Here is a 23,436-nt window from a genome sequence, read left to right on the forward strand (position 1 = left end):
ACACAGCTGCGCCGCATCATGCGCGAGACGCATGCGCTTGGAAAGACCTTCCTTACCGTGCCTCGCGCATGCGGGCCAGCGCCTCTGTGGAGAGAAGGCGGGTTTCATAAAAACGATACAAAAGCGTCACCGAACCGAAACAGGGCGGGCCTAGACGGAACGGGCATTTCGACCCTCACTCCCGAACAAGAAATCGGAGAAGCCCAATGTCTGGACACAAAGTCCTTCTGTCCGTTTCCGTTGCAGCCGGCGTGCTTGCAAGCTCCGCCGCCCAGGCCCAGACCGACATCACCTGGTGGCACGGCATGAGTGGCCACAATGGCGACGTGATCAACGAGATCGCCACCAAGTTTAACGATGCCCAGAGCGAATGCAGCCTGACCCCGGTATCCAAGGGCACCTACGAGGAAGCGCTTGCCGCCGGCATCGCCGCTTTCCGCTCGGGCGAGCAACCCAACATCCTTCAGGTGTTCGATGCGGGCGCCGCCACCATCATCAACGCCAAGGGCGCAACCATCGCTGCCGAAGACCTGATCAAGAATGCCGGCCACGAGTTCAATCGTGACGCCTTCATCGCGGGTGTGCGCAGTTTCTACGCCGATGCCGACGGCAAGTTCATCGGCATGCCGTTCAATTCGTCCGCGCCGATCATGTACATCAACACTCAGGCGCTTGAAAAAGCCGGTGTCGAGGCTCCCAAGACCTGGGAAGAATTCGAGTCCATCGCACCGAAGCTCAAGGAAGCTGGCTACGTGCCGCTCGTCCAGTCGCAGCTGACCTGGGAGTTCACCGAGAACTTCTTCTCGCGCAACGACGTCCAGTTCGCCTCCAACAACAACGGCTATGACAGCGTGATCGACACCACGATCAATGTCACCGCGCCCGAGCACGTCATGATGTACGACAAGCTCAAGGCCTGGGCCGACGAAGGCTATTTCGGCTATTACGGTGCCGGCTGGTCGGATAACCAGAAGGTCTTCGAGGAAAACAAGGCTGCACTCTGGATCGGTTCGTCGGGTTCCTTCGGCGGCCTGCAGAAGACGGCTCAGATGCCGTTCGATGCGACCTTCCTTCCCTACTGGAACTCGATCGACGGCGCTGGCGTGCACTCCTTCATCGGTGGCGCGGCCCTCTTTGCGATGGCCGGCAAGCCGGACGCTGAAAACAACTGCACCGCCGCCTTCTTCCAGTTCCTCACCTCGCCGGAAATCCAGGTGTTCTACCACAAGTCCACCGGTTACGTGCCTGTCACCGAGGCGGCCTACGGCCTCGCCAAGGAGCAGGGATACTACGACGAAAAGCCGGTTGCCGAAGTCGGCATCAAGCAGCTTTCCCTGCCGGGTGGCGAGTGGAACAAGGGCTACCGTCTCGGCTTCTACCCGCAGATCCGCGAAGTGATGGAACGTGAATACGGCCGCATCTTCTCGGGCGAAACCACCCCTGCGGAAGCCATGGAAACCATCAAGAACGAAGCCGACCAGCTGCTGTCGCGCTTTGCCAAGACGTCCGGCTGATTTCAGTCGCGATCAAACCGGCGCCCGGGGCAGATCACCCCGGGTGCCGCATTGAGCGGTGAGGCGTCTTCCGCCCCGCTCGCTGGAAGATCCGGATACGGCCGTTCATGAAACGCGTTCAATTCAACCGCCCGCTTTTGCCCTTTCTGCTGATCCTTCCGCAGATGGCGGTGATCGTCATCTTCTTCTACTGGCCCTCCGCGCAGGCGATCCAGTCGTCCTTCTATATCGAGGATCCCTTCGGTTTCGGCGCCACCTTTGTCGGCCTGTCGAACTACCACGATATCCTGACCTCCGCGGAATATCTCAAGATCGTCAATTTCACGGTCATCTTCACGCTGCTGGTGACTGTCCTTTCGCTGTCGATAGGCCTGCTTCTGGCCGTCAAGGCGGACAAGGTCATCCGCGGATCGAGCGCCTACAAGACGCTCCTGATCTCGGTCTACGCCGTGGCACCGCCGGTCGCCGGTCTGATCGGTGTGATGTTCTTCGACCAGCATATCGGCCCGTTCGTCAAACTCGCGGCCTGGTTCGGCTGGGAAATGCGGGTCGGCATCGACTACTGGGATACGGCGATCACCATGATCACCATCTCGGTGTGGAAGCAGATCCCCTACAATTTCATCTTCTTCCTCTCTGGCCTCCAGGGAATTTCCCGTTCGGTCGTCGAGGCGGCTGCGATCGACTGCCGCTCGCCGATACGCCGGTTCTGGACGGTCATCCTGCCGCTCCTGTCGCCCACGGCGTTCTTTCTTCTGATCATCAACATGACCTACGCGCTCTTCGACACCTTCGGCATCATCGACACGACGGTGAAGGACAAGGCTGCCAACAACCCGATCACGCTCGTCTACAAGGTCTATATGGACGGCTTCCGCGGCAACGATATCGGCGGATCCTCGGCCCAGTCGGTCATTCTCATGCTGGTGGTCTTCGTGCTCACCGTCTTCCAGTTCCGCTTCATCGAGCGGCGCGTGCACTATAATTGAGGACGGCAGCGATGAACCGCACACGTTTCTTCGATCATGTCGTCCTTCTTCTCGGCGTCGCCTTCATGGTCGGTCCGATCCTCGTCGCCTTCCTGACCTCGACGCACGATCCCTACGAGATCCACATGAAGGGTTTGATGGCGAGCTGGGGCAATGACTTTGTCCAGACCTATGACAAGGTGCTCTTCGAAAAGGGCGGCTTTACCGGCAAGGTCACCGGCCTCGCCATGCTGAAGAACTCCTTCATCCTCGGCATCGGCTTCGCCGTCGGCAAGATCGTCCTTTCGATGCTGGCAGCCTATGCGATCGTCTATTTCCGCTTCCGCATGGGTGTGGTGTTCTTCTGGATGATCTTCACCACGCTGCTTCTGCCGCTCGAGGTGCGCATCCTGCCGTCCTACGAGGTGATGACCAAGCTCGGGCTGGTCGACACCTATTCGGGCCTCATCGTTCCGCTTCTGGCCTCGGCCACCGGGACATTCTATTTCCGCCAGTTCTTCAAATCCGTGCCCGAAGAGATACTCGAGGCCGCCCGCATCGATGGCGCCGGCCCCTTCAAGTTCTTCGTCGATATTCTGGTCCCGCTGTCGCGCAACATGATGGCCGCGATCTTCATCATCATGTTCGTCTACGGCTGGAACCAGTATCTCTGGCCCATGCTGATGACCACCGACGAAGGCTTCTTCACGCTCGTGCGCGGCATCAAGCAGATCCTCCTCGTCTGGGTCGGTGCCCAGATCCCCGATTACAATCAGGCTTTCGCTCTGGCCGTGCTCGCGATGGTGCCGCCCATTCTGGTCGTCATCGTCTTCCAGAGCTGGTTCATCAAGGGCCTGACCGAAAGCGACAAATAGGTGCGACGATGAAACAGGTCACGCTCACAAACGTCTCCAAGACCTATCCGAACGGCGTCACGGCCGTTCGCCCGACGAGTTTCGAGATCGAGAAGGGCGAGTTCCTCGTGCTCGTCGGCCCGTCGGGTTGCGGCAAGTCGACGATCCTCCGGATGATCGCCGGGCTCGAGGCGATAACCGAAGGCGATCTGGAAATCGCCGGCAAACGCGTCAACGACGTCGAGCCCGCCGAGCGCGACATCGCGATGGTGTTCCAGAACTATGCGCTCTATCCGCACATGACGGTGTTCAACAACATGGCCTACGGCCTGCGCAATCGTGGCACGTCGAAGGCGGAGATCGACAAGGCGGTTCGCGATGCGGCGACGATGCTCAATCTCGGGGAGTTCCTCGACCGCAAGCCGAGCCAGCTGTCAGGCGGGCAGCGCCAGCGTGTCGCCATGGGCCGCGCCATCGTGCGCAACCCGGCCCTGTTCCTCTTCGACGAGCCGCTTTCGAACCTCGACGCGAAATTGCGCGGCCAGATGCGCATCGAGATCCGCGCGCTCCAGCGCCGTCTCGGCGTGACCTCTGTCTATGTCACGCACGACCAGGTGGAAGCGATGACCATGGCCGATCGCATCGTGGTGCTCAATGCCGGGCGCATCGAGCAGATCGGCACGCCGTCGGAAATCTATCACCAGCCGCAGAGCACCTTCGTGGCAAGCTTCATGGGCGCGCCGCCGATGAACCTCATCGATGCCGACTACAAGGGCAATGGCCGCGTCTACCTCAAGGGCGGGCTCGATATGCCCGCTCCGGTCGAGACGGGCCGTGCCGGGTCGGTGAAGATCGGCGTGCGGCCGGAAAATGCGAAAATGCTCGCGACGGAGACCCAGGGCGCGCTGCCGTTTGCCATCAATCACGTGGAAGAGCTGGGCGCCATTCGCCTGTTTCACGGCACGGTCGGTGGTCAGCCTTTCACCGTGCACACCTCGCACGAACACGCGATCCCCGAAGGAACCGCGTGGCTCGATCTCGAGAAGTCGCCGGTCCTGATGTTCGACGGCGCGACGGGAGCCCGGCTGTAGCGGCCGGGCTTGTGGTCGCTATTCCATCACCATCGCGCCTTCTTCGTCCTTGGACGGCGCATGGTTCGGCTTGCGCAGAAAAAGCGTGAGCGGAATGGCGGCGAGCGTGATGATCATCATCAGCTTGAAGTCGTTATTGTAGGAAATCATCGCGGCCTGCTGGTTCACCAGATTGTCCATCACCTCCAGCATTTGCGGGTTTTGCTGCGGCATGACGTCGAGCAGTTGCTGGTTGAACGGATTGATGAAGGTCGACAGTTCCGCGTGGTTGATCTGGATATTGCGGGTCAGGAACACGGTCACGACGGAAATCCCGATCGACGAACCGATGTTGCGCGTCAGGCTGAAGAGTGCCGTCGCGTCCGTCCGGAAGACCGGGGGCAGGGTGGCGAAGGCCACGGTCGACAGCGGCACGAAGACGAGGCCAAGCCCCAGCCCCTGGATGATCCCCGTCTCGATGATCAGCTGACTGTTCATCTGCGGCGTGAAGCCGGACATGAGGTAGAGCGAATAGGCTGTCAGCCCAAGTCCGGCGGTGACCAGAAGACGCGGATCGACGATACGCACTAGCCGGCCGACGAGCAGCATGGAGATCATTGTGCCGACGCCGCGCGGGGCCATGACGAGACCGACAGATATCGTCGAATAGCCGAAGATGTTCGACAGCATCGGCGGCAAGAGCGCGAGGCTGGCCAGAAGCACGATGCCCACGATGAAGATGAAGATCAGGCCGGTCGCGAAATTGCGGTCGATGAATATCTTCGGATCGATGAAGGCATCGTCCGACGTCAGGATATGGACGATGAAGACCCAGAATCCGGTGATGCAGAGGGCGAGTTCGATCCAGATTTCCATTGCCGAAAACCAGTCGACCTCGCCGCCGCGGTCGAGCATCAGCTGCAGCGCGCCGACACCGAGCGAGAGCATGGCAAAGCCGAAGAAGTCGAACTTGCGCAGTCGCTTGGCGGCCTCGGGGAGATAGGCGATGCAGCCCGCGAAGGCGAGAATGCCGACCGGCAGGTTGATGAAGAACACGTAGCGCCAGTTGAAATATTCGGTCAGATAGCCGCCCAGCGTCGGCCCGACGATCGGCCCGACCATGATGCCCGCACCCCAGATCGCCATGGCCTGGCCGTGCTTTTCCTTGGGGTTGATGTCGAGAAGGAAGGTCTGGGACAGGGGAACGATGGCCGCGCCGAAGACGCCCTGCAGCAGGCGGAAGCCCACCATGACGTTCAGATTCCAGGCCAGGCCGCATGCCATCGAGGACACGGTGAACCCTGCGATCGCAATCAGGAAAAGCTGCTTGCGGCCGAAGCGGTCCGCCAGCCAGCCGGTGACGGGCGTCATGATCGCGGCGGCGACGATATAGGACGTCAGCACCCAGTTGATCGTGTCACGCGATGCCGACAGGTCGCCGGTCATCGAAGGCAGTGCGACGTTGGCGATCGTGGTGTCGAGCACCTGCATGATCGTCGCGAGCATGATCGATACGGTGATCAGGCCGCGATTTGGAACGTCGGCATGCGACTGCGCGGAGGCTGAAGCGGCTTGGGCGGACATGGCGGGATGCCTTCAGGCTTTACTCGGCAGCGTGGGCGGATTCCAGCAGATCGCCGAAATGACGGCTGTGGCCGGTGTCGACCGTAACCGTTGCGCTCAGTCCCGAGCGCATCAGGAAATGGGCGTCCTCGTTGTCGAGTTTCAGATGTACGGGAATGCGCTGGGTCACCTTGACCCAGTTGCCGGTCGCGTTCTGCGCCGGCAGCAGCGAGAACTCCGCACCGGTGCCGGCGCCGATCGACTTGACGGTTGCGCGGAACGTCCTGTCAGGGAAGGCGTCGAAGGAGACTTCGGCCGGCTGGTCCACATCCATGTAGGTCAGCTGCGTTTCCTTGAAGTTGGCTTCGACCCAGGGCTGCTCGGTCTCGACAAGCGTGAAGAGCGACGTGCCGGCCGCAACGAAGCGGCCCGGCTTGAAGTCCGCGGCCTCATAGAGCATGCCGTCGGCGGGCGCATGGACAGTCGAAACCTCGAGATTGTACTCGGCCTTCTCCGCGGCTGCCTTGGCCGAGATCACGCTCGGATGCTCGTCGATGTCTCCTTCCAGCGCGGGGCCGAGCGCGGCCTTGGCATTGGCGACGGCTTCCTTTGCCGCCGTCAGCGCGTCCTCGGCCTTGCGTGCGGCATGGGTGGCATCGTCGTAGCTCGACGCGGTCGCCACCCCCTTGTTGGACAGCGTCTTGTAGCGCTTCAGGTTGTCCTGGGAATAGGCCACATCGTTTTCCGCGGCATGCTGCTGGGCGAGCGCCTGCTGGTAACCGGCGCGAAGCTGGGTCACGTTCAGCCGCGCGGTCTCGATGGCCGCCTTGGCCTGTTCGACGGCGATCTTCAAGGGAGCCGGATCCACCTGGAAGAGAACGTCGCCCTTCCTGACCTGCTTGTTGTTGGTCACGTTCGATGTGGTCACGCGACCGGAAAGTTCCGAAGCGATGGCGATCTTGGAGAAGAGGAGGTTCGCGTTTTCCGTTTCCTCATAGCGGCCGCCGCTCACCCACATGTAACCGCCGACGCCGACCAGAAGGGCGGGAACGAGGAGCATCAGCCCCAAGCGCCGTCCGCGCTTGCGCTTCGGCTTTTCCGGTGCGGTGGGGGCATCCGCCCTGATATCTGCCGGGGCTTCCGTGGGAGCGCCTTCGGTCGGCTTCTTTTCCTGAATAGTCATCTTGCTACCTGCTTCTTGATAGGTGCGGCCTCATCGGACGCTGTCTCGTCCTTCGCCAGATTCTCGGTCATCGTCGCCAGCGCCTTGATCAGCGTGCGGCGCTCGTCCTGGCTCAGCCCCTCGAGGGCGGTCTGGTAAATTCCTCCGGCCATCGACTTCACCTTGGAAAAGGCGTCGACGGCCAGATCGGTGGGATGGATCACGTTGGCGCGGCGATCGTTCTCGTCGGGCCGGCGAACAGCCCATCCGGCCTGCTCCATCCGGTCGATCAGCCGGGAGACGCTGATGGGTTCGATTTCGAGCACCTCGGCAAGCTTTGCCTGGCTCATCGGCCCATGCTTGACCAGTCTGACAGCCGCCCGCCATTGGGCGGCCGACAGGCCGTATTCGCGTCCGCGTGCTTCGAAGCGGCGGCGAAGAAGCCGCGCCACGTCGTGCACCATGAAACCCAGATTTTCTATGTTCGCGTCGGTCATGAGCTGGATATATAATAAGCATGCTCATCATATCAACGTGGATGACCATACGCGGACGTGCGAAGATTATACGAAAACGTGGGTAGGGAGGTTGGCGGCTCAGGCAGGCGAGGGGCCGGAGAAAGCGGCCATCAGTTCGGAGGCGATCGTCACGGCGATCACTTCCGGCCGCTTGTCGTCGAGCTTGCGGCCGATGGGCGAGACGAGTTTCGAAAGACGCGCCGGATCGCCGCCTTCCTTGCGATAACGGCTCTCGAACGTCGCACGCTTGGTTTTCGAGCCGATCATTCCGATGAAGGCGAGGTCGTCGCGCCCGAGCGCCGCCTCGACGACCAGAAAGTCGATGGCATGGTCATGGGTCAGGACCACGATGGCCGAGCCGGGCGCGATCGCGGACACCAGACTTTCCGGCATCGCGGCAAGATGGGCGATGACGCCATCAGGCACAGTCGCGATCTCGGCCTCCCGGCTTTCCACCAGATGGGCCTCGACGGGAAGCGCCATCAGGAAACCCGCCAGCGCCCGCCCCACATGTCCGCCGCCGAAAATCCAGACTTGAGGGTATCGTTCGATCTCGCCTGCCACGAGCATCTCGACCTGTTCGGTCCGGTCAGCCGGTATCCTGTCGAAGGAGAGTTTCACGCGTCCGCCGCAGCACTGGCCGCTGTCCGGGCCGAGAACCCAGTCGAGGTCACTCGTCTCGGCGCCGCCAAGCATGGCGCGCGCGCGGTCGATCGCCTCGAATTCGAGGGTGCCGCCGCCGATGGTCTCGAAGGTGGCATTGGCCGAAACCGCCATGAAGGCCCCAGCCTCGCGCGGCGCCGACCCCCTGGTTTCGGTGATGCGGACCAGGACGAAACCGTCCGCGCCCGCATCCTCGGCAAACGCCCGGAAGGCCTTCAGGCCGGAGCTCATGCGCCCGCTTTCAGCCTTTCGACCGCCATCAGCACACGCTCGGGCGTGGCCGGGGCATCGAGGCAGGGGCAGGTGCGGTAATCGCCGATGGAGGCAACCGCCATGGAGATGGCCTCGAGCACCGAAACCGGCAGCATGAACGGCGGTTCGCCGACCGCCTTGGACCGGCGGATCGTCATTTCCCGGTTTTCAGACCAGTCCGCGAGCTTCACGTTGAAGATGCGGGGGCGATCGGAGGCAAGAGGGATCTTGTAGGTCGAGGGTGCGTGCGTGCGCAGCATTCCCTTGTCGTCCCACCAGAGTTCCTCGGTGGTCAGCCACCCCATGCCCTGGATGAAGGCGCCTTCGACCTGTCCCTTGTCGATTGCCGGGTTCAGCGACTTGCCCACATCGTGGAGAATGTCGGCGCGGTCGACCTGGTATTCGCCGGTCAGCGTATCGACGGATACTTCGGAGACGGCAGCGCCATAGGCATAGTAATAGAACGGCCGTCCCTTGCCTGTCGCGCGGTCCCAGTGGATTTTCGGCGTCTTGTAGAAGCCCGCCGCCGATAGCTGGACGCGCGCCATATAGGCCTGGTCGATGAACTCGGCGAAGGAGAAGACCTGATTGCCGACCCGCACTCGGTTGGGTTCGAAGACGATGGTCTCCTTCGGCACCGAATATTTCTCCGAGGCGAAATCGACGAGGCGCTCCTTGATCTGCCGGGCGGCATTGACGGCAGCCATCGCATTCAGGTCGGTGCCGGACGAGGCGGCGGTCGCCGACGTGTTCGGCACCTTTCCTGTATTGGTCGCGGTGATCTTGATCATCGCGAAATCGACCTGGAATTCCTCGGCAAGGGCCTGGGCGACCTTGGTGTTCAGGCCTTGGCCCATCTCGGTGCCGCCATGGTTGAGATGCAGCGAACCGTCGCGATAGACATGGACCAGCGCGCCGGCCTGATTGTACCAGGTCGCGGTGAAAGAGATGCCGAATTTCACCGGGGTCAGCGCTATCCCCTTGCGGATCACGGGGCTGTTTTCGTTGAACGCGACGATCGCCTTGCGCCGGGCCTGATAGTCGGAGCTTTCCTCCAGCTCCTCGACGATCCGGCCGATGATGTTGTCCTCGACGGTCTGGTGATAGGGCGTGAGATTGCGGCCTTCGCCGCCGTAGAAATTGATCTTGCGGATATCCAGCGGGTCGCGGCCGAGCTTGTAGGCGATTTCCTCGATGACACGTTCCGCCCCGATCAGCCCCTGCGGGCCGCCGAAGCCGCGAAACGCGGTGTTGGAGACCGTATTGGTCATCATCGGGCGCGAGGCCAGCCGCACGTCCTCATAGTAATAGCAGTTGTCGGCGTGAAACAGCGCCCGGTCGGTCACGGGACCCGAGAGGTCGGCGGAAAATCCGCAACGGGCCGCGAATGTACCGTCGAAGGCCAGGATGCGGCCGTCGTCGTCATAACCGACATCGTAGTCGATATGGAAATCGTGCCGCTTGCCGGTGATCGACATGTCATCGTCGCGGTCCGGGCGGATCTTGACCGGCACGTTGAGCTTCTTCGCGGCGATCGCCGCGAGGGCTGCGAACTGGTTGCCCTGCGTTTCCTTGCCGCCGAAGCCGCCGCCCATCCGGCGCACCTGGACGTTGACGGAGTGCGAGGGAACGCCGAGCGCATGGCCCACCATGTGCTGGATCTCGCTCGGGTGCTGGGTTGAGGCCCAGACGGTGACTTCGTCGTCTTCGCCCGGAATGGCCATGGAGATATGGCCTTCGAGGTAGAAGTGATCCTGACCGCCGACGCGCATCTCGCCCTTCAGCCGGTTCGGCGCCCTGGCCAGCCCCGCATCCACATCGCCGCGCTTGAGCGTGAGCGGGGTGCAGACATGGTCGTGGCCCGCTTCGATCGCGGCCACCACGTCCGTGGCATAGGGCAGGTCCTCATATTCGATCTGAGCAAGCTGGGCGGCCTTGCGTGCCAGATGCCGGGTCTCGGCGACGACGCAGAACACGGGCTGGCCGTAGAACTTCACCTCGCCCTCGGCCAGCACCGGCTCGTCATTCAGGCCGGCCGGCGAGATGTCGTTGATGCCGGGCACGTCCCCGCCCGTCAGAACCAGCTTGACGCCTGGCGCTGCCCTGACGCGGGCGAGATCCATGGAGGTGATCCGGGCATGCGCGCGCGTGCTCAGGCCGAGATAGGCGTGAAGCGTACCGGCCGGTTCGGCCATGTCGTCGATATAGATCGCCTTGCCGGTGACATGCTTGATCGCGGAATCATGCGGACGGGCGACATGGGCGCCGCCATCGACAGTTTCGGCATTGACGTCGGGTTTGAAGGACTTGTTCATTCGCCTGCCTCCATCATCAGCGGCTCGGATGTGTCGAGCCGGGCCGGTGCGCCGGAGGTTTCGAGGAAGAAACGCGTCAGAAGGTTCTGCGCCACCCGCATCCGGTAGTCGGCAGACGCCCGCCAGTCGGTCAGCGGCGAATAGTCGTTCTCGAGTTCGGCCTGGGCCGCCTGAACCGCCGTCCAGCCCCAGCGCGCGCCGATCAGGCACTCTTCGACATGTGTGGCCCGCTTGGGCGTTCCCGCCATGCCGCCGAATGCGATGCGCGCGGTTGCCACATGGCTGTCGCTGTCGAGCTCGATCAGGAAGGCGGCACAGAGCGCGGAAATATCCTCGTCGCGCCGCTTGGAAATCTTGTAGACCGCGAAGTGCGCATCTTCCGGCACCGCCGGCACGGTGACGCTTTCCACGAACTCGCCGCCGGCGCGGTCCTGCTTGCCGTAAGCGATGAAGAAATCTTCGAGCGGCAGCGTCCGGCGCGCCGATCCCTTGCGCAGTGTCAGCGTGGCGCCGAGCGCGATCAGCGGGGGAGGGGTGTCGCCAATGGGCGAGCCGTTGGCGATATTGCCGCCGATCGTGCCCATGTTGCGCACCTGTTCGCCGCCGAGCCGGTCCCACAATTCCGCGAGCTGCGGGACCTGAGACAGGATCGCGCCGCGGGCCATCGAATAGCTCACGCCGGCGCCGATCTTCAGGCCCTCTTCCGTTTCTTCGATTGTCTGCAGGTCGGTGAGATGACCCACGAAGATCACCGGCGCGATGGCGCGCATGCCCTTGGTCACCCAAAGGCCCACATCTGTGGAGCCTGCCACGAGCGTTGCCTTCGGGTTGGCTTCATAGATTTCGGCCAGATCGTCGGCGCTGGCCGGTATGAATGTTTTGCCCTCGGGATGGTCGATTTCGACACGGGCGCCGTCCGCAAGCTCGATGAGCTTCCGGGCCGTTTCCTCGCGGGCGCGGACCAGCCGGTCATTGTCTTCGTCGGGCTCGATCTTCGATGCAGCGAGGGCAGCCCGAACGATCGGTTCATAGCCGGTGCAGCGACACAGATTGCCCTGCAGCGCACGCTCGACATCCTTGACACCGGGCTCCGGATCGCTCAGCCAGAGAGCCTGCAGCGATGCCACGATGCCGGGCGTGCAGAAGCCGCATTGAGATCCGTGCAAGTCCACCATGGCCTGCTGTACGGGCGCCAGCTCCCCGTCGGGACGGTTGAGATACTCTATGGTGACCACATGCGTGGCGTCGAGCGAGCCGACGAAGCGGATGCAGGCATTCACGCTTTCATAGGTCAGCATCCCGTCGATCATCCTGCCGACGAGCACCGTGCAGGCTCCGCAATCGCCCTCCGCACAACCTTCTTTCGTGCCGGTCAGACGGCGTTCGATGCGCAACCAGTCGAGCACCGTCAAGTCGGGAGCGAAGCCGGACAGCTCGACGGTTTGATCGTTCAGAAGAAAGCGGATTGATGAGCGGATGGCTGACGACATGGGACCCCAAATTTGTATGTTTGGTCAAACTTTAGCGTGTCTCCTGCCTTTGCGAAAGTAAATATGCAAAGCCGCTAACTTTGCGTCCTGGCACGTTTACTCCGCCGCTTCCTTTCCCGTGACCTCGTGTCTTTCACCTTTCGGGTCCGCTGACCTGAGATAGTTGGAGGCAAGATCGACTGTCGATTTCCTGCCGACATGCTTGTGGTTCTCCCTGAGCCAGTTCTCGGCCGCCAGACGGCCGCGATCGCGCAGGTCGGTCAGGAACGCCCAGTCGACGTTGAACTTGGATGCGACGGAGAGATCCTCGAGACTGTCGTCCGAGCGGATCGAGTGAACGAGGATCTTCTTCAGCCTGTCCTTGTAATCGTCCTTCAGCCAGCCCTCGTCGAGCAGGCGGCTGACGAAGTTGATGGCGCGCAGCTCGCTGATCAGCGAGCCGTTGAAGGAGATCTCGTTGATCCGGTTCATGATCTCCGGCGCGCTCATCGGCACCTCGTCGCGCTCCATCGGATTGATGTGAACGATCAGCACGTCGCGGCTCTTGCAGACATAGAAGAACGGAAACAGCGCCGGATTGCCCATATAGCCGCCGTCCCAATAGTGCTCACCGTCGATCTCGACGGCCTTGTAGAGAAAGGGCAGGCAGGCGGAGGCCATCACCACGTCGAGGCTGACCTCACGCGAATCGAACACCTTCACCCGGCCGGTCCGCACATTGGTGGCGCTCAGGAACAGCTTGATCGCCTCGTGGGACCTCAGGGCGTCGAAATCCACGCATTCGGCGATCAGGTCGCGCAACGGGTTGATATCCAGCGGATTGAGTTCATAGGGCGAAAACGTCCGCGTCAGGGTGTCGAAGATGGTGTAGGTCGCCGCCGCAATCATGTCCCCGCCGGGGATCAGGGATTTCGGCAAGGTCGGCAGCGGCGACCAGATCGAGCCGGCGTGGCTGGTTCTTTCCCAGAATTCGGCGAGCGATTTCTGCGCACCCCTGCGTCCGTCCTCCATCAGTCCGTGGGCCAGAAGCGTTGCATTGACCGCACCGGCACTGGTGCCCGAAACGCCTTCGATCTCGAGATGAGGTTCGTCCAGCAAGCGGTCGAGAACGCCCCAGGTGAAGGCGCCATGAGCGCCTCCGCCCTGAAGCGCGAGGTTCATCTGCTTGATCTCGGCCATCAGTGGGCCACCCAGCCGCCATCCATGGATTGCGCGCTGCCGGTGATCTGCGCCGCCTGGTCGCTTGCAAGGAACAGGGCGAGTGCCGCGATCTGTTCGACCTGCACAAACTGCTTGGTCGGCTGGGCTTCCAGGATCACCTTCTGGATGACCTCCTCCTCGCTCATGTTGCGCGCTTTCGCGGTGTCGGCGATCTGGCCCTTGACCAGCGGGGTTTCGACATAGCCCGGGCAAATGGCATTGGCCGTCACGCCGAATTCCGCGCCTTCGAGGGCGACCGTCTTTATGAGTCCGAGAACGCCGTGCTTGGCGGTCACATAGGCGCTCTTGAACGGCGAGGCGACGAGGCCGTGGGCCGAGGCGATGGCGATGATGCGGCCATGCTTGCGCGCCTTCATTCCGGCAAAACTCGATCGGATGACGTGGAAGACGGAAGACATGTTGATGCCGATGATCGCATCCCATTTCTCGATCGGGAAATCCTCGATCTTGGAGACATGCTGGATGCCGGCATTGGGAACGACGACATCGAGCGAGCCGAAGGTCTTCTCGGCCTTGGCCACCATGGCGGCAATCTCGTCGGGTTTGAGCATGTTGGCCGGATCGTAGATCACTTGCCCGTCGCCGAGATTTTCGAGCTTGGCGCGCTCTTGCTCGATCTCGTCGGGATCGCCGAGGCCGTTGATGACGACGTTGTAGCCGTTCCTGACGAAGGCTTCGGCAATCCCGTAGCCGATGCCGGAGGTAGAGCCCGTGATAAGTGCGGTTTTCATGACATGCTCCTTTCGTGCTGCAATGCACAATTCCTGTTACCTGCAAATAGGTGCGAATTGGAAGCCGCCAACCGCTTCAACACGGGAACGTTCATTAAATTTCGGACATGTGCTGCGGGACGAGGGACTTCGCCCTGCGGATCCATGCATCAAACTTTCTGACTTGTCAGTCCGGCTTTTGCCAGACAAAGGGAGGGCATGACTGCCAATCGCGCGCCATCCACTCCTTCGCCCGCCGGCCCGTCAGCGGCTCTCGTCGGCATGGCGGGCGCCGTCGCGATGGCTGTGGCCATGGGGCTCGGCCGGTTCTACTACACCCCCATTCTGCCGGCGATGATGAGCGGTGTGCCGATGGGGCCGACGGAAGCCGGCTATGTCGCCTCGGCCAATTATGTCGGTTATCTCGTCGGTGCGGTCCTTGCCGCCTATGGCTGGGCGGAGGGTATGGAGCGTCGGGTGGCGCTGTCGGGCCTGCTGGCGACGGCGCTTCTGCTGTTGTCGATGAGCCTGACGACAAACATCCTCGCCTTTTCCGTCATCCGCTTCCTGGCCGGCGTTGCCAGTGCACTTGCGATGATCTTCACCTCTTCCCTTGTGCTGTCCTTCGGTCTCGCCAGAGGGCGACCGGTCGTCCAGTCGTTACATTTCGGCGGGGTCGGCCTGGGCATCGCGCTTTCTGCAGTGCTCTTTGCCGCCGTTGTTCTGTTCGAAGGCGGTTGGCGCGGCGCATGGATTGCCGGCGGCATCGCCGCGCTTGGCGGTTGCGTGCTTGCGGCTGTCCTCCTTCCACGCCAGGTATCGCGCACGGGCCCGGTAAGGAAGGAGCCTCCGCTCGTCTGGACAAGGCCTCTTGTGCTCCTGACGGTCGCTTACGGTCTCTTCGGCTTCGGCTATATCGTGACCGCCACCTTTCTCGTGGCAATCGTGCGGGAAGCGGGCGGCTCGTCCACCTCGGAAGCGCTGGTCTGGCTTGCGACCGGTCTCGCAGCCGCTCCTTCCGTGGCGCTGTGGGGCATTTTCGCACGACGCTTCGGTCTGGTGATGACCTTCGTCGCCGGTTGCATGACAGAGGCGATAGGAGTGGCCGCAAGCGTGCTGCTGCCATTGCCCGTTGGCCCGATGATCGGCGGCGTGCTGTTGGGGCTGACATTCGTGATGATCACCGCCTACGGCCTTCAGGCCGGTCGCGAATATGCCGGCGACAGCCCGCGTCGCGCCTTCGCTCTCATGACGGCCGCCTTCGGTGTCGGTCAGATCATCGGACCGGTGGTCGCGGGAAATCTCGCGCACTTTACCGGCAATTACGTGCTCGGCAGCATGTCCGCGGTCGCGGCGCTCGTATTGGCGGCGGGCCTTGCAATACCGCTGCGCCGCGGCTGAGTATATTTTAGTCAAACCATAAATACAGGCGCTTGCCCTCCATTAATGCCGCCCTATGTGAGAGGCCCGGTGCCAATTGTGGCGAGACTTTGTCGTTTTCGAGACAGGCTCAAGTCGTAAATTGCACCGGGCTGTGCTAGAAAGTCGCAGACACTTTCTCGTGTCGCTTAATCGTGTGCCGGTGTTCGGGGACAAATGAATGCCGGCGCGGAACGGGGGAAGGTATGCCTGTGGACGCACGTTGTCGCCGGCAGTCACTTCCCAGAAACAGCGACGCTACCTGGCCGCGGCACGGGGCGTCGAGATAAAGGGGGCTACATGTCCGAACCAATGCACAAGGACCAGGATCCCGATCTGCTGATCGATACCGATTTCGAGGCAGGGCAGGATAACGTTCAGGTTCTCGGTCTAGACGTCCACAATCCCGTCTTCTTCGTTTCCGCCGTCGTCATCGTCGGCTTCGTCATTCTGACGCTGATGTTCGGCGAAACTGCGTCGGACTTCTTCAACTGGCTTCGTCCCGCCATCACCAACATGTTCGACTGGATGCTGCTGATTGCCGGCAATCTCTTCGTCGTGTTCTCTCTCATTCTCATCTTCACGCCGTTGGGCTCGATCCGTCTCGGCGGCGCCGAAGCGCGGCCCGACTACGGTTACATGGGCTGGTTTTCCATGCTGTTTGCCGCCGGCATGGGCATCGGCCTGATGTTCTTCGGTGTGTCCGAGCCGTTGTCCCACTACGCCTCGTCCTTCGGCGGCGTCGTCATGGAGAATGGCGTGCGCACCGACTGGGCACCGCTTGCGGGTGCGGAAGGCGACGCGCATGCCGCCCGTCTGAACGCCATGGCCGCGACCATCTTCCACTGGGGTGCGCACCCTTGGGCAATCTACGCCGTGGTTGCGCTGGCGCTGGCCTTTTTCAGCTACAATCGCGGCCTGCCGCTCACCCTGCGCTCGGCCTTCTACCCGCTGCTCGGCGAACGTATCTGGGGCTGGCCCGGTCACGTCATCGACACGCTCGCGGTCTTCGCCACGCTCTTCGGCCTGGCGACCTCGCTCGGCTTCGGTGCAGAACAGGCCTTGGCGGGCCTGAACTTCCTGTTCGGAATTCCGGTCACCGAGACGGCCAAGATCGTGTTGATCCTGTTCATCACCTCGATCGCGCTGGCTTCCGTGGTCGCCGGGCTCGATGCCGGCGTCAAGCGGCTGTCCGAGATCAACATGGTGCTGGCACTGCTGTTGATGTTGTTCATCTTCTTCTTCGGCCCGACGCTCGTCATCATGACCGGCCTCTGGGAGAACACGGTCGCCTACGTCACCAACATCCTGCCGCTGTCCAACCCGTTCGGCCGGACGGACACCAATTTCCTGCAGGGCTGGACGGCCTTTTACTGGGCCTGGTGGATTTCCTGGTCGCCCTTTGTCGGCATGTTCATTGCCCGCGTCTCGCGCGGCCGCACCGTGCGCGAGTTCATCACCTGCGTGCTCGTCATTCCGACGATCGTCTCCATCATCTGGATGTCGACCTTCGGCGGTTCGGCGATTGACCAGGTCATCGACCACGGCAACACGGCGGTCGCCGATTCCGATCAGGCGGTGATGCTGTTCGAGATGCTGAAGTCCTACCCGCTCACGCAGATCGCCTCCTTCATCGGTATCGTTCTGGTGATGGTGTTCTTCGTGACCTCGTCGGATTCGGGCTCGCTGGTGATCGACACGATCACCTCTGGCGGCATCGAGGAGCCCCCGGTCGCACAGCGTGTTTTCTGGGCGACCTTCGAAGGCATCGTTGCCATCGTCCTGCTGATCGGCGGAGGGTTGGGTGCGCTTCAGGCGGCTGCGGTGACGACGGGCGTGCCCTTCGCGCTCCTGCTGGTCGTCATGATGTGGTCGATCTGGAAAGGCCTGAACGAGGAGCGCAAGGCCCTCAAGTCCTGATCCGGATAATCCTGACACTGGGAGAGGCCGGCGAAATCGCCGGCCTTTTTCGTGGTGCCTTCCACCAATTGCCGCATCGCCGCACAAATTCGCGAGCCTGATTGCGGTGCGTCACAGTTTGGCCTAGGTAGGGTTCCAGTGCGGACCATAGACAGGGCGCAAACACCCGCATTCCCGCCGGTCGCGCACTCGCCCGCATCCTTTCTCCAGGAAGGCACCCCGTGTTTGAATCCTTTTTCCCGAAGCCAAAGATCTTCTTTCCGTCGGTTCTCGCCTGGACCGCAGTCGGCATCTTCGTCTGGTATATCCTGGGCGATTTGATAGGCGCCGCGCTCGGTTTCCCGCTGCCGGTCCAGCGTGACGAGCCGGTCATCGGTCTGGCCTATTTCTACACGCCGGAATTTCTCTGGTTCTATCTGTTCTACGCGGTCTGGACGCTTTCCTTCGCTGCCTTCTGGTTCGTCTATTCGCCGCACAAATGGCAGATGTGGTCGGTGCTCGGCTCGATCTTCATCCTGTTCACCACCTATTTCGGTGTCCAGGTGTCCGTCGCCATCAACAACTGGCGCCGGCCGTTCTTCGATACCTTCCAGACGGCCCTTTCGGGCGACGGAACGGTGACGGCCTGGGATCTCTACAGTCTCACCTTCCTGTTTGCCGAAATCGCCTTCGTCTCGATGGGCGTCTTCGTCATCACCCGCTTTTTCGTCTCGCACTATGTGTTCCGCTGGCGCACGGCGATGAACGATTTCTACATGGAACGCTGGCCGCGCGTCCGTCACATCGAGGGGGCTTCCCAGCGTGTGCAGGAAGACACGATGCGCTTCGCCTCTATCATGGAGGGCCTCGGCGTCGCCTTCGTCGATGCGATCATGACGCTGGTGGCGTTCCTGCCCGTGCTTTGGGGGCTGTCCCAGTATGTCACCGAACTGCCGATCGTCGGCGAGATCCCGCACGCGCTTTTCGTCGCGCTTATCTTCTGGGCGATCTTCGGTACCGCGCTTTTGAGCCTCGTCGGCATCAAGCTGCCGGGCCTCGAATTCCGCAATCAGCGCGTGGAAGCCGCCTACCGGAAGGAGCTTGTCTACGGTGAGGACGACCCGAACCGCGCCCAGCCGCCGACCGTCAACGAGCTGTTCAGCAATGTGCGGAAGAACTATTTCCGCCTCTATTTCCACTACATGTATTTCAACGTCGCCCGCGGCTTCTATCTGCAGGCCGACAACATCTATGTGGACATCCTGCTGGTGCCGACCATCGTCGCGGGCAAGATCACCCTCGGTATCTGGCAGCAGATCCTCACCGCCTTCGGCCAGGTGTCGAACTCCTTCCAGTTCCTGATCAATTCATGGACGACGATCGTCGATCTTCTCTCGATCTACAAACGTCTCAGGGCCTTCGAGGCGGTGTTCCGCGGAGAAGAACTCAACGAGATCGATCGCAAGTATCTCGAGCGCGAGGCCTCCGGCATCCAGCCGAGCCCGGCCGATCCCGCTCCGGGAGAGGTCGGCCCCGACCAGGCCCAATCCTTCGAGGACAAATCCTGATCCACAAGAAAGGCCGGCGATTTCGCCGGCCTTTTTCCTTGTTCGTTATCGAGAGCCCGTCAGCTCGCTGAGGGATCCGCCTTCTTGAGCCGCTCGAACGCTTCGGAATAGGTCACGCATTTCACGTCCGGCTTGCCGCAGACATCGGTGAGAAATGTGTCCAGCGCATCCCAATAGGCCCCGCCATTCATCGGCACGAAATGAAATCCGAGTTGCAGCGGAATGCGCTCACCCTCATACTGCGCCTTGAAGGCGGCTTCGAAGGCCTCGATCGAGCGCTTCTCATATTCCGCCTTGTGCTCAGGCGTTTCCTCGCCCTTCGAGTGACGGACGAAGAGATTGTAATCCATTGCGATCACCGGGCGCTCGCGCGGGCCTTCGGGAATGAGGGGCAGCGAGAAACGCGCCGGTGTCTTGCCGGTCTCGGGCTCTGCCGGACCGCGCGAAACGGTGCTCGCATCATAGGTGAAACCATGCTCGGCGAGGGCGGCGAACAATCCGTCGCCCGAGGAGAGATAGGGCGCGCGAAACCCCTTGATCGCGTTTGCGGCCATGTCCTGCCAGCCGTCCGGTTCCCGGTCCTTGCTGCCGATCGTCGCCCAGGCAGACTTGAGGGCGGTGTCGAACTGGTCGAACTCCGCCGACCACTGCGAGGCGGTCCAGGATCCGCCGTCGAAATGTCCGCAACCATGGCTGCCCATTTCGTGACCGGCCCGATAGGCCGTCCAGATGTGGTCGAGCCGCTTTTCGACATCGTCATGGTCCGGCGCAAAACCGATATTCGACGCGCCCGCGGACTTGCCCGGAGCCGTGTAGCTCTTCCGCTCGGCCTTGCTCATCAGGAAGGTGCAGGAGAGGAAATAGGTGAAATGCGCGCCGGTCTTGTCCGCGATCTTCAGACTGCGGTCCCACATCGCATTGTCATGGGCGCCATCGAAGGAGACTATGACGAGCTGCTCGGTCCTGGCGGTTTCCGCCGCCTGTACGGGAAGGGCCAGGGCGGCGAGACTGGTGAAAAGCAGGGCGGGGCGGGCGATACGCGACAAGACAGAACTCCGGGTCACTGAACCCGCGAGCATCTAGGGCGGGTTTGAGGCAAGTGTATGGTCGGCACTGCAGCAGGGGCGTTTCACGGCTCGTCACGATCGGCCCGGCAGGTGCTGTTGGCCCGTCGCCAGCCAAGTGAATGCTCCCGCAGTGTGGTACGCGCCGGATCTTTGCTGTTGGCGCAATGCTTCAAGACCTGTCCCGATGCCTCTCCTACCGGTATAAAGGTTCCCGAACTCAAATCCGGAGCTTTCCAGTGCTGATCCTAATCCTCGGTCTCGTTCTATTTCTGGGCATCCATTCGGTGCGCATCTTCGCCCCCGGTTTTCGCGACGTGCAACTGGTGACGCGGGGTGAGAACACCTGGAAAATCCTCTACACGGTGATAGCCCTGATCGGGCTGGCGCTGATCGTCTGGGGCTACTCCATCGCCCGGCTCGATCCGGTCGTCTTCTGGGTCGCGCCCGCATGGATGAGCCACCTGACGGCGCTGCTGATGCTGTTCGCGATCATCTTTCTGGTGGTCTCGCAGTTTCCCGCGGGCCGCATCAAGGCTGCCGTCAAGCATCCGATGCTGCTTTCGGTGAAGATCTGGGCGCCGGCGCACCTTCTCGTCAACGGCGATCTGGCCTCCATTCTGCTCTTCGGCAGTTTCCTCGCCTGGGCCGTTCTCGACCGCATTTCCATCAAGAAGCGCGTCAGGGCGGGACTTGCCGTCGATCCCGCGCCCGGCCCGGTGAAATGGGACATTGCCGCAGTGCTCGCGGGCGTCGTCGTCTACGTCGCTTTCGTGCTCTACCTCCACCAGTTCCTCTTCGGTGTCGCACCTTTCCCGAATCTTTAGGCCCGAATCTCTGGAGCAGGGCCTTTTCATCAGGCGCGATCCGAACTAGAAGGCGGCAAACGAAAAGGGCCCGGCTGACCGGAGCAGAGGTAATGTCCCAAGACGATTCCAGTTTTATCCGCGAGGTCAACGAAGAGCTTCGCTCTGACGCGTTCAAGAAGTTCTGGCAGCGCTTCCGGCCGATCATCATCGGCCTGGCCGTACTCATCGTGGTTGGAACGGCTGCGCTGCGCGGCTGGGAGTACTGGCGGGAAACCACCGCTGCACGGTCCGGCGACAAGTTCCTCGCGGCCCTCGATCTCGCCCAGGAAGGCAAGACCGACGAAGCTCTTACCGCCTTCTCCGCGCTGGAGGAAAACGGTGACGGCTCCTATCCGGTGCTCGCCCGCCTTCGGGCAGCGACCGTCACTGCGGACCGCGGCGACAAGCAGGCCGCCGCCGACCAGTTCCTGCTCGCCGCCAATGACAGCTCCATTCCCGCCGCTCTTCGCGATATCGCCCGCGTCCGCGCCGGCTATCTTCTCGTCGACGTGGCTGATTACAACGCAGTCTCCGCAGCCGTGGAAGTGCTCGCCGTCCCCGAAAACGGCGCACGCCATTCGGCTCGTGAAATCCTCGGTCTCGCCGCCTACAAGGGCGGCGATATGGATCGCGCGCGGGACTGGTTCAACGAAATTGACGCCGACACCGAGACCCCTGCAGGTATCCGTCAGCGCGCCGGCGTGATGCTCGACCTCATAGCTGGCCGCGGCGAAACCTCCTGAGGGTTTTCGGCCTCGGCCCTGAAACGGGACGCTCATGAGTTTCACCCTCGCAATCGTCGGGCGGCCCAATGTCGGCAAATCGACCCTGTTCAACAGGCTCGCCGGCAGGAAGCTCGCCCTCGTCGACGATACCCCCGGCGTCACCCGTGACCGCCGGCCCGGAGACGCGCGTCTGGTCGACCTGCGCTTCACCATGATCGACACCGCCGGTCTGGAAGTCGCCGGTCCCGATACGCTCGAAGGCCGCATGCGCGCCCAGACGGAAGCGGCCATCGACGATGCCGACATCGCGCTGTTTCTGGTCGACGCGAAATCCGGCCTTACCCCGGTCGACGAAATCCTCGCCGATGTTCTGCGCAAGAAGAACAAGCCTGTGGTGCTCGTGGCCAACAAGGCCGAAGCGCGGGGCGCCGAGGCCGGAATGTATGATTCCTATCGCTTGGGTCTCGGCGAGCCGGTGCCGATCTCGGCCGAGCACGGTCAGGGCATGCTCGATCTTCGCGATGCCATCGTCGAGGCATTGGGCGAGGAGCGCGCCTTTGCCGAGGACGTGGCCGAGGAGGCGGTTGCCGATATCGACATCGCGCCGAAGCCGGTCGAGGACGAGGACGAAGGTCCCGACTATGATCCGACGCGACCCATGCGCGTCGCGATCGTCGGCCGTCCCAATGCCGGCAAGTCGACGCTCATCAACACCTGTCTCGGCGAGGATCGCCTGCTGACCGGCCCAGAAGCGGGCATCACCCGCGATTCCATTTCCGTCGACTGGGAATGGCAGGGTCGCAAGATTCGTCTCTTCGATACCGCCGGCATGCGCAAGAAGGCGCGCGTGCAGGAAAAGCTCGAGAAACTGTCGGTCGCCGATGCGCTGCGCGCCGTCAATTTCGCCGAGGTCGTTGTCATTGTGCTCGACGCGACCATTCCCTTCGAGAAGCAGGACCTGCAGATCGCCGATCTGGTCATCCGCGAGGGCAGGGCGCCGGTCATCGCGTTCAACAAGTGGGATCTGGTCGAGGATCGCCAGGCCGTGCTTGCGCAGCTGCGCGAGATGACGGACCGGTTGCTGCCCCAGGTCCGCGGCATCCGCGCCGTTCCGCTGTCGGGCCAGACGGGCCGCGGCATCGACAAGCTGATGGAAGCCATTTCCTTCGCGCACCAGATATGGAACCGCCGCATCTCGACCGCCAAGCTCAATCGCTGGCTCGATTTCGTGCAGGGCCATCACCCGCCGCCCGCCGTTTCCGGACGTCGCCTGCGTCTGAAATACATCACCCAGGTCAAGGCCCGTCCGCCCGGTTTCATGATTTCGTGCACGCGGCCCGAGGCCGTGCCCGAATCCTATACGCGCTATCTGATCAACGGCATGCGCGGCGATTTCGAGATGCCGGGCATTCCGATCCGCATCTTCTATCGCGGTGGCGAGAACCCTTTTGCGCCGAGCAGGAAACCCGCGAAGCGCGAGGCGGTGCGGCAGGTCAACAAGGGCAGGCCGGTCAGCCGCGCCAAGCCGAAGAAGAAGTAATCCCTCATTCCTGCATCAGGATCGTCACCCCGTCCGCCGTCCGGCTGGCGGGGTGTTCTGCTTTGGCGATTGC

The 23,436-nt window shown here is 62.1% G+C and carries 19 protein-coding genes; 10 read left to right on the forward strand and 9 right to left on the reverse strand.

Annotated features, from left to right (window positions below; translation table 11 throughout):
- Positions 1-206: 206 nt before the first annotated feature.
- From E2A64_RS05765 to ugpC, 4 genes are all read left to right on the forward strand, one after another.
- Positions 207-1,514: an extracellular solute-binding protein gene (locus E2A64_RS05765; protein WP_133283441.1), complete on the forward strand. Its 1,308-nt coding sequence runs from the start codon at positions 207-209 to the stop codon at positions 1,512-1,514.
- Between the two features lie 107 nt (positions 1,515-1,621).
- Positions 1,622-2,503 (forward strand): ABC transporter permease subunit, encoded by an 882-nt coding sequence (locus E2A64_RS05770; protein ID WP_133283442.1) that lies wholly within the window; start codon positions 1,622-1,624, stop codon positions 2,501-2,503.
- Positions 2,504-2,514: 11 nt separating this feature from the next.
- Complete coding sequence (locus E2A64_RS05775) at positions 2,515-3,357, forward strand: ABC transporter permease subunit (RefSeq protein ID WP_133283443.1); 843 nt, start codon at positions 2,515-2,517, stop codon at positions 3,355-3,357.
- Between the two features lie 8 nt (positions 3,358-3,365).
- The gene (ugpC, locus tag E2A64_RS05780) at positions 3,366-4,427 is read left to right on the forward strand and encodes a sn-glycerol-3-phosphate ABC transporter ATP-binding protein UgpC (RefSeq protein WP_133283444.1); all 1,062 of its coding nucleotides are present in this window, start codon (positions 3,366-3,368) and stop codon (positions 4,425-4,427) included.
- A gap of 18 nt (positions 4,428-4,445) precedes the next feature.
- Here ugpC and E2A64_RS05785 read toward each other — a convergent pair whose 3' ends face one another.
- From E2A64_RS05785 to E2A64_RS05820, 8 genes are all read right to left on the reverse strand, one after another.
- Positions 4,446-5,990 carry a DHA2 family efflux MFS transporter permease subunit gene (locus E2A64_RS05785; protein ID WP_133283445.1) on the reverse strand — a complete coding sequence of 515 codons (1,545 nt, stop codon included), beginning with the start codon at positions 5,988-5,990 and terminating at the stop codon, positions 4,446-4,448.
- A 19-nt stretch (positions 5,991-6,009) separates the two neighbouring features.
- The gene (locus tag E2A64_RS05790; protein WP_133283446.1) at positions 6,010-7,152 is read right to left on the reverse strand and encodes an HlyD family secretion protein; all 1,143 of its coding nucleotides are present in this window, start codon (positions 7,150-7,152) and stop codon (positions 6,010-6,012) included.
- Positions 7,149-7,628: a MarR family winged helix-turn-helix transcriptional regulator gene (locus tag E2A64_RS05795; RefSeq protein WP_133283447.1), complete on the reverse strand. Its 480-nt coding sequence runs from the start codon at positions 7,626-7,628 to the stop codon at positions 7,149-7,151. Before E2A64_RS05795 ends, E2A64_RS05790 begins: the two co-directional genes overlap by 4 nt.
- 99 nt (positions 7,629-7,727) lie before the next feature.
- Positions 7,728-8,543, reverse strand: a complete 816-nt coding sequence (xdhC, locus tag E2A64_RS05800; protein WP_133283448.1) for a xanthine dehydrogenase accessory protein XdhC — start codon at positions 8,541-8,543, stop codon at positions 7,728-7,730.
- Positions 8,540-10,879 (reverse strand): xanthine dehydrogenase molybdopterin binding subunit, encoded by a 2,340-nt coding sequence (gene xdhB / locus E2A64_RS05805; RefSeq protein WP_133283449.1) that lies wholly within the window; start codon positions 10,877-10,879, stop codon positions 8,540-8,542. The genes xdhC and xdhB overlap by 4 nt, the downstream gene beginning before the upstream one ends.
- A complete protein-coding gene (xdhA, locus tag E2A64_RS05810) occupies positions 10,876-12,369 on the reverse strand; it encodes a xanthine dehydrogenase small subunit (protein WP_133283450.1) in 1,494 nt (497 codons plus the stop codon). Before xdhA ends, xdhB begins: the two co-directional genes overlap by 4 nt.
- A 96-nt stretch (positions 12,370-12,465) precedes the next feature.
- Complete coding sequence (locus E2A64_RS05815) at positions 12,466-13,548, reverse strand: patatin-like phospholipase family protein (RefSeq protein WP_133283451.1); 1,083 nt, start codon at positions 13,546-13,548, stop codon at positions 12,466-12,468.
- Entirely contained in the window at positions 13,548-14,321 is a 774-nt protein-coding gene (locus E2A64_RS05820; RefSeq protein ID WP_133283452.1) for a 3-hydroxybutyrate dehydrogenase, read from the reverse strand. Before E2A64_RS05820 ends, E2A64_RS05815 begins: the two co-directional genes overlap by 1 nt.
- Positions 14,322-14,519: 198 nt before the next feature.
- Here E2A64_RS05820 and E2A64_RS05825 point away from each other — a divergent pair, with 198 nt between their 5' ends.
- From E2A64_RS05825 to sbmA, 3 genes are all read left to right on the forward strand, one after another.
- Positions 14,520-15,701, forward strand: coding sequence for a YbfB/YjiJ family MFS transporter (locus E2A64_RS05825; RefSeq protein ID WP_428977449.1), 1,182 nt, complete (start codon positions 14,520-14,522; stop codon positions 15,699-15,701).
- Between the two features lie 318 nt (positions 15,702-16,019).
- On the forward strand, positions 16,020-17,639 hold the full coding sequence (locus tag E2A64_RS05830; protein ID WP_133283453.1) for a BCCT family transporter: 1,620 nt from the start codon (positions 16,020-16,022) through the stop codon (positions 17,637-17,639).
- A 221-nt stretch (positions 17,640-17,860) separates the two neighbouring features.
- Complete coding sequence (gene sbmA, locus E2A64_RS05835; RefSeq protein WP_133283454.1) at positions 17,861-19,186, forward strand: peptide antibiotic transporter SbmA; 1,326 nt, start codon at positions 17,861-17,863, stop codon at positions 19,184-19,186.
- Between the two features lie 59 nt (positions 19,187-19,245).
- On the opposite strand, the gene E2A64_RS05840 is transcribed toward sbmA, so the two are convergent.
- Positions 19,246-20,265, reverse strand: a complete 1,020-nt coding sequence (locus tag E2A64_RS05840; RefSeq protein ID WP_133283455.1) for a polysaccharide deacetylase family protein — start codon at positions 20,263-20,265, stop codon at positions 19,246-19,248.
- Between the two features lie 224 nt (positions 20,266-20,489).
- Here E2A64_RS05840 and E2A64_RS05845 point away from each other — a divergent pair, with 224 nt between their 5' ends.
- From E2A64_RS05845 to der, 3 genes are all read left to right on the forward strand, one after another.
- Positions 20,490-21,077 carry an NnrU family protein gene (locus E2A64_RS05845; RefSeq protein ID WP_133283456.1) on the forward strand — a complete coding sequence of 196 codons (588 nt, stop codon included), beginning with the start codon at positions 20,490-20,492 and terminating at the stop codon, positions 21,075-21,077.
- A 92-nt stretch (positions 21,078-21,169) separates the two neighbouring features.
- Positions 21,170-21,841, forward strand: a complete 672-nt coding sequence (locus E2A64_RS05850; protein WP_133283457.1) for a tetratricopeptide repeat protein — start codon at positions 21,170-21,172, stop codon at positions 21,839-21,841.
- A gap of 34 nt (positions 21,842-21,875) precedes the next feature.
- Positions 21,876-23,363: a ribosome biogenesis GTPase Der gene (der, locus tag E2A64_RS05855; protein WP_133283458.1), complete on the forward strand. Its 1,488-nt coding sequence runs from the start codon at positions 21,876-21,878 to the stop codon at positions 23,361-23,363.
- Positions 23,364-23,436: the final 73 nt, after the last annotated feature.

The organism is Pseudohoeflea suaedae (assembly GCF_004354915.1).
Classification (GTDB): Bacteria; Pseudomonadota; Alphaproteobacteria; order Rhizobiales; family Rhizobiaceae; genus Pseudohoeflea; species Pseudohoeflea suaedae.

Excerpts from the sequence above, each read along its gene's own strand:
- E2A64_RS05825 (WP_428977449.1), top strand. The coding sequence starts at position 14,520 with ATGACTGCCAATCGCGCGCCATCCACTCCTTCGCCCGCCGGCCCGTCA.
- E2A64_RS05765 (WP_133283441.1), top strand. The coding sequence starts at position 207 with ATGTCTGGACACAAAGTCCTTCTGTCCGTTTCCGTTGCAGCCGGCGTG.
- E2A64_RS05815 (WP_133283451.1), bottom strand. The coding sequence starts at position 13,548 with ATGGCCGAGATCAAGCAGATGAACCTCGCGCTTCAGGGCGGAGGCGCT.
- E2A64_RS05785 (WP_133283445.1), bottom strand. The coding sequence starts at position 5,990 with ATGTCCGCCCAAGCCGCTTCAGCCTCCGCGCAGTCGCATGCCGACGTT.
- E2A64_RS05795 (WP_133283447.1), bottom strand. The coding sequence starts at position 7,628 with ATGACCGACGCGAACATAGAAAATCTGGGTTTCATGGTGCACGACGTG.
- E2A64_RS05820 (WP_133283452.1), bottom strand. The coding sequence starts at position 14,321 with ATGAAAACCGCACTTATCACGGGCTCTACCTCCGGCATCGGCTACGGG.
- E2A64_RS05850 (WP_133283457.1), top strand. The coding sequence starts at position 21,170 with ATGTCCCAAGACGATTCCAGTTTTATCCGCGAGGTCAACGAAGAGCTT.
- E2A64_RS05790 (WP_133283446.1), bottom strand. The coding sequence starts at position 7,152 with ATGACTATTCAGGAAAAGAAGCCGACCGAAGGCGCTCCCACGGAAGCC.
- E2A64_RS05830 (WP_133283453.1), top strand. The coding sequence starts at position 16,020 with ATGTCCGAACCAATGCACAAGGACCAGGATCCCGATCTGCTGATCGAT.
- E2A64_RS05775 (WP_133283443.1), top strand. The coding sequence starts at position 2,515 with ATGAACCGCACACGTTTCTTCGATCATGTCGTCCTTCTTCTCGGCGTC.
- E2A64_RS05840 (WP_133283455.1), bottom strand. The coding sequence starts at position 20,265 with ATGCTCGCGGGTTCAGTGACCCGGAGTTCTGTCTTGTCGCGTATCGCC.
- xdhB (WP_133283449.1), bottom strand. The coding sequence starts at position 10,879 with ATGAACAAGTCCTTCAAACCCGACGTCAATGCCGAAACTGTCGATGGC.
- xdhA (WP_133283450.1), bottom strand. The coding sequence starts at position 12,369 with ATGTCGTCAGCCATCCGCTCATCAATCCGCTTTCTTCTGAACGATCAA.
- der (WP_133283458.1), top strand. The coding sequence starts at position 21,876 with ATGAGTTTCACCCTCGCAATCGTCGGGCGGCCCAATGTCGGCAAATCG.
- ugpC (WP_133283444.1), top strand. The coding sequence starts at position 3,366 with ATGAAACAGGTCACGCTCACAAACGTCTCCAAGACCTATCCGAACGGC.
- xdhC (WP_133283448.1), bottom strand. The coding sequence starts at position 8,543 with ATGAGCTCCGGCCTGAAGGCCTTCCGGGCGTTTGCCGAGGATGCGGGC.
- E2A64_RS05770 (WP_133283442.1), top strand. The coding sequence starts at position 1,622 with ATGAAACGCGTTCAATTCAACCGCCCGCTTTTGCCCTTTCTGCTGATC.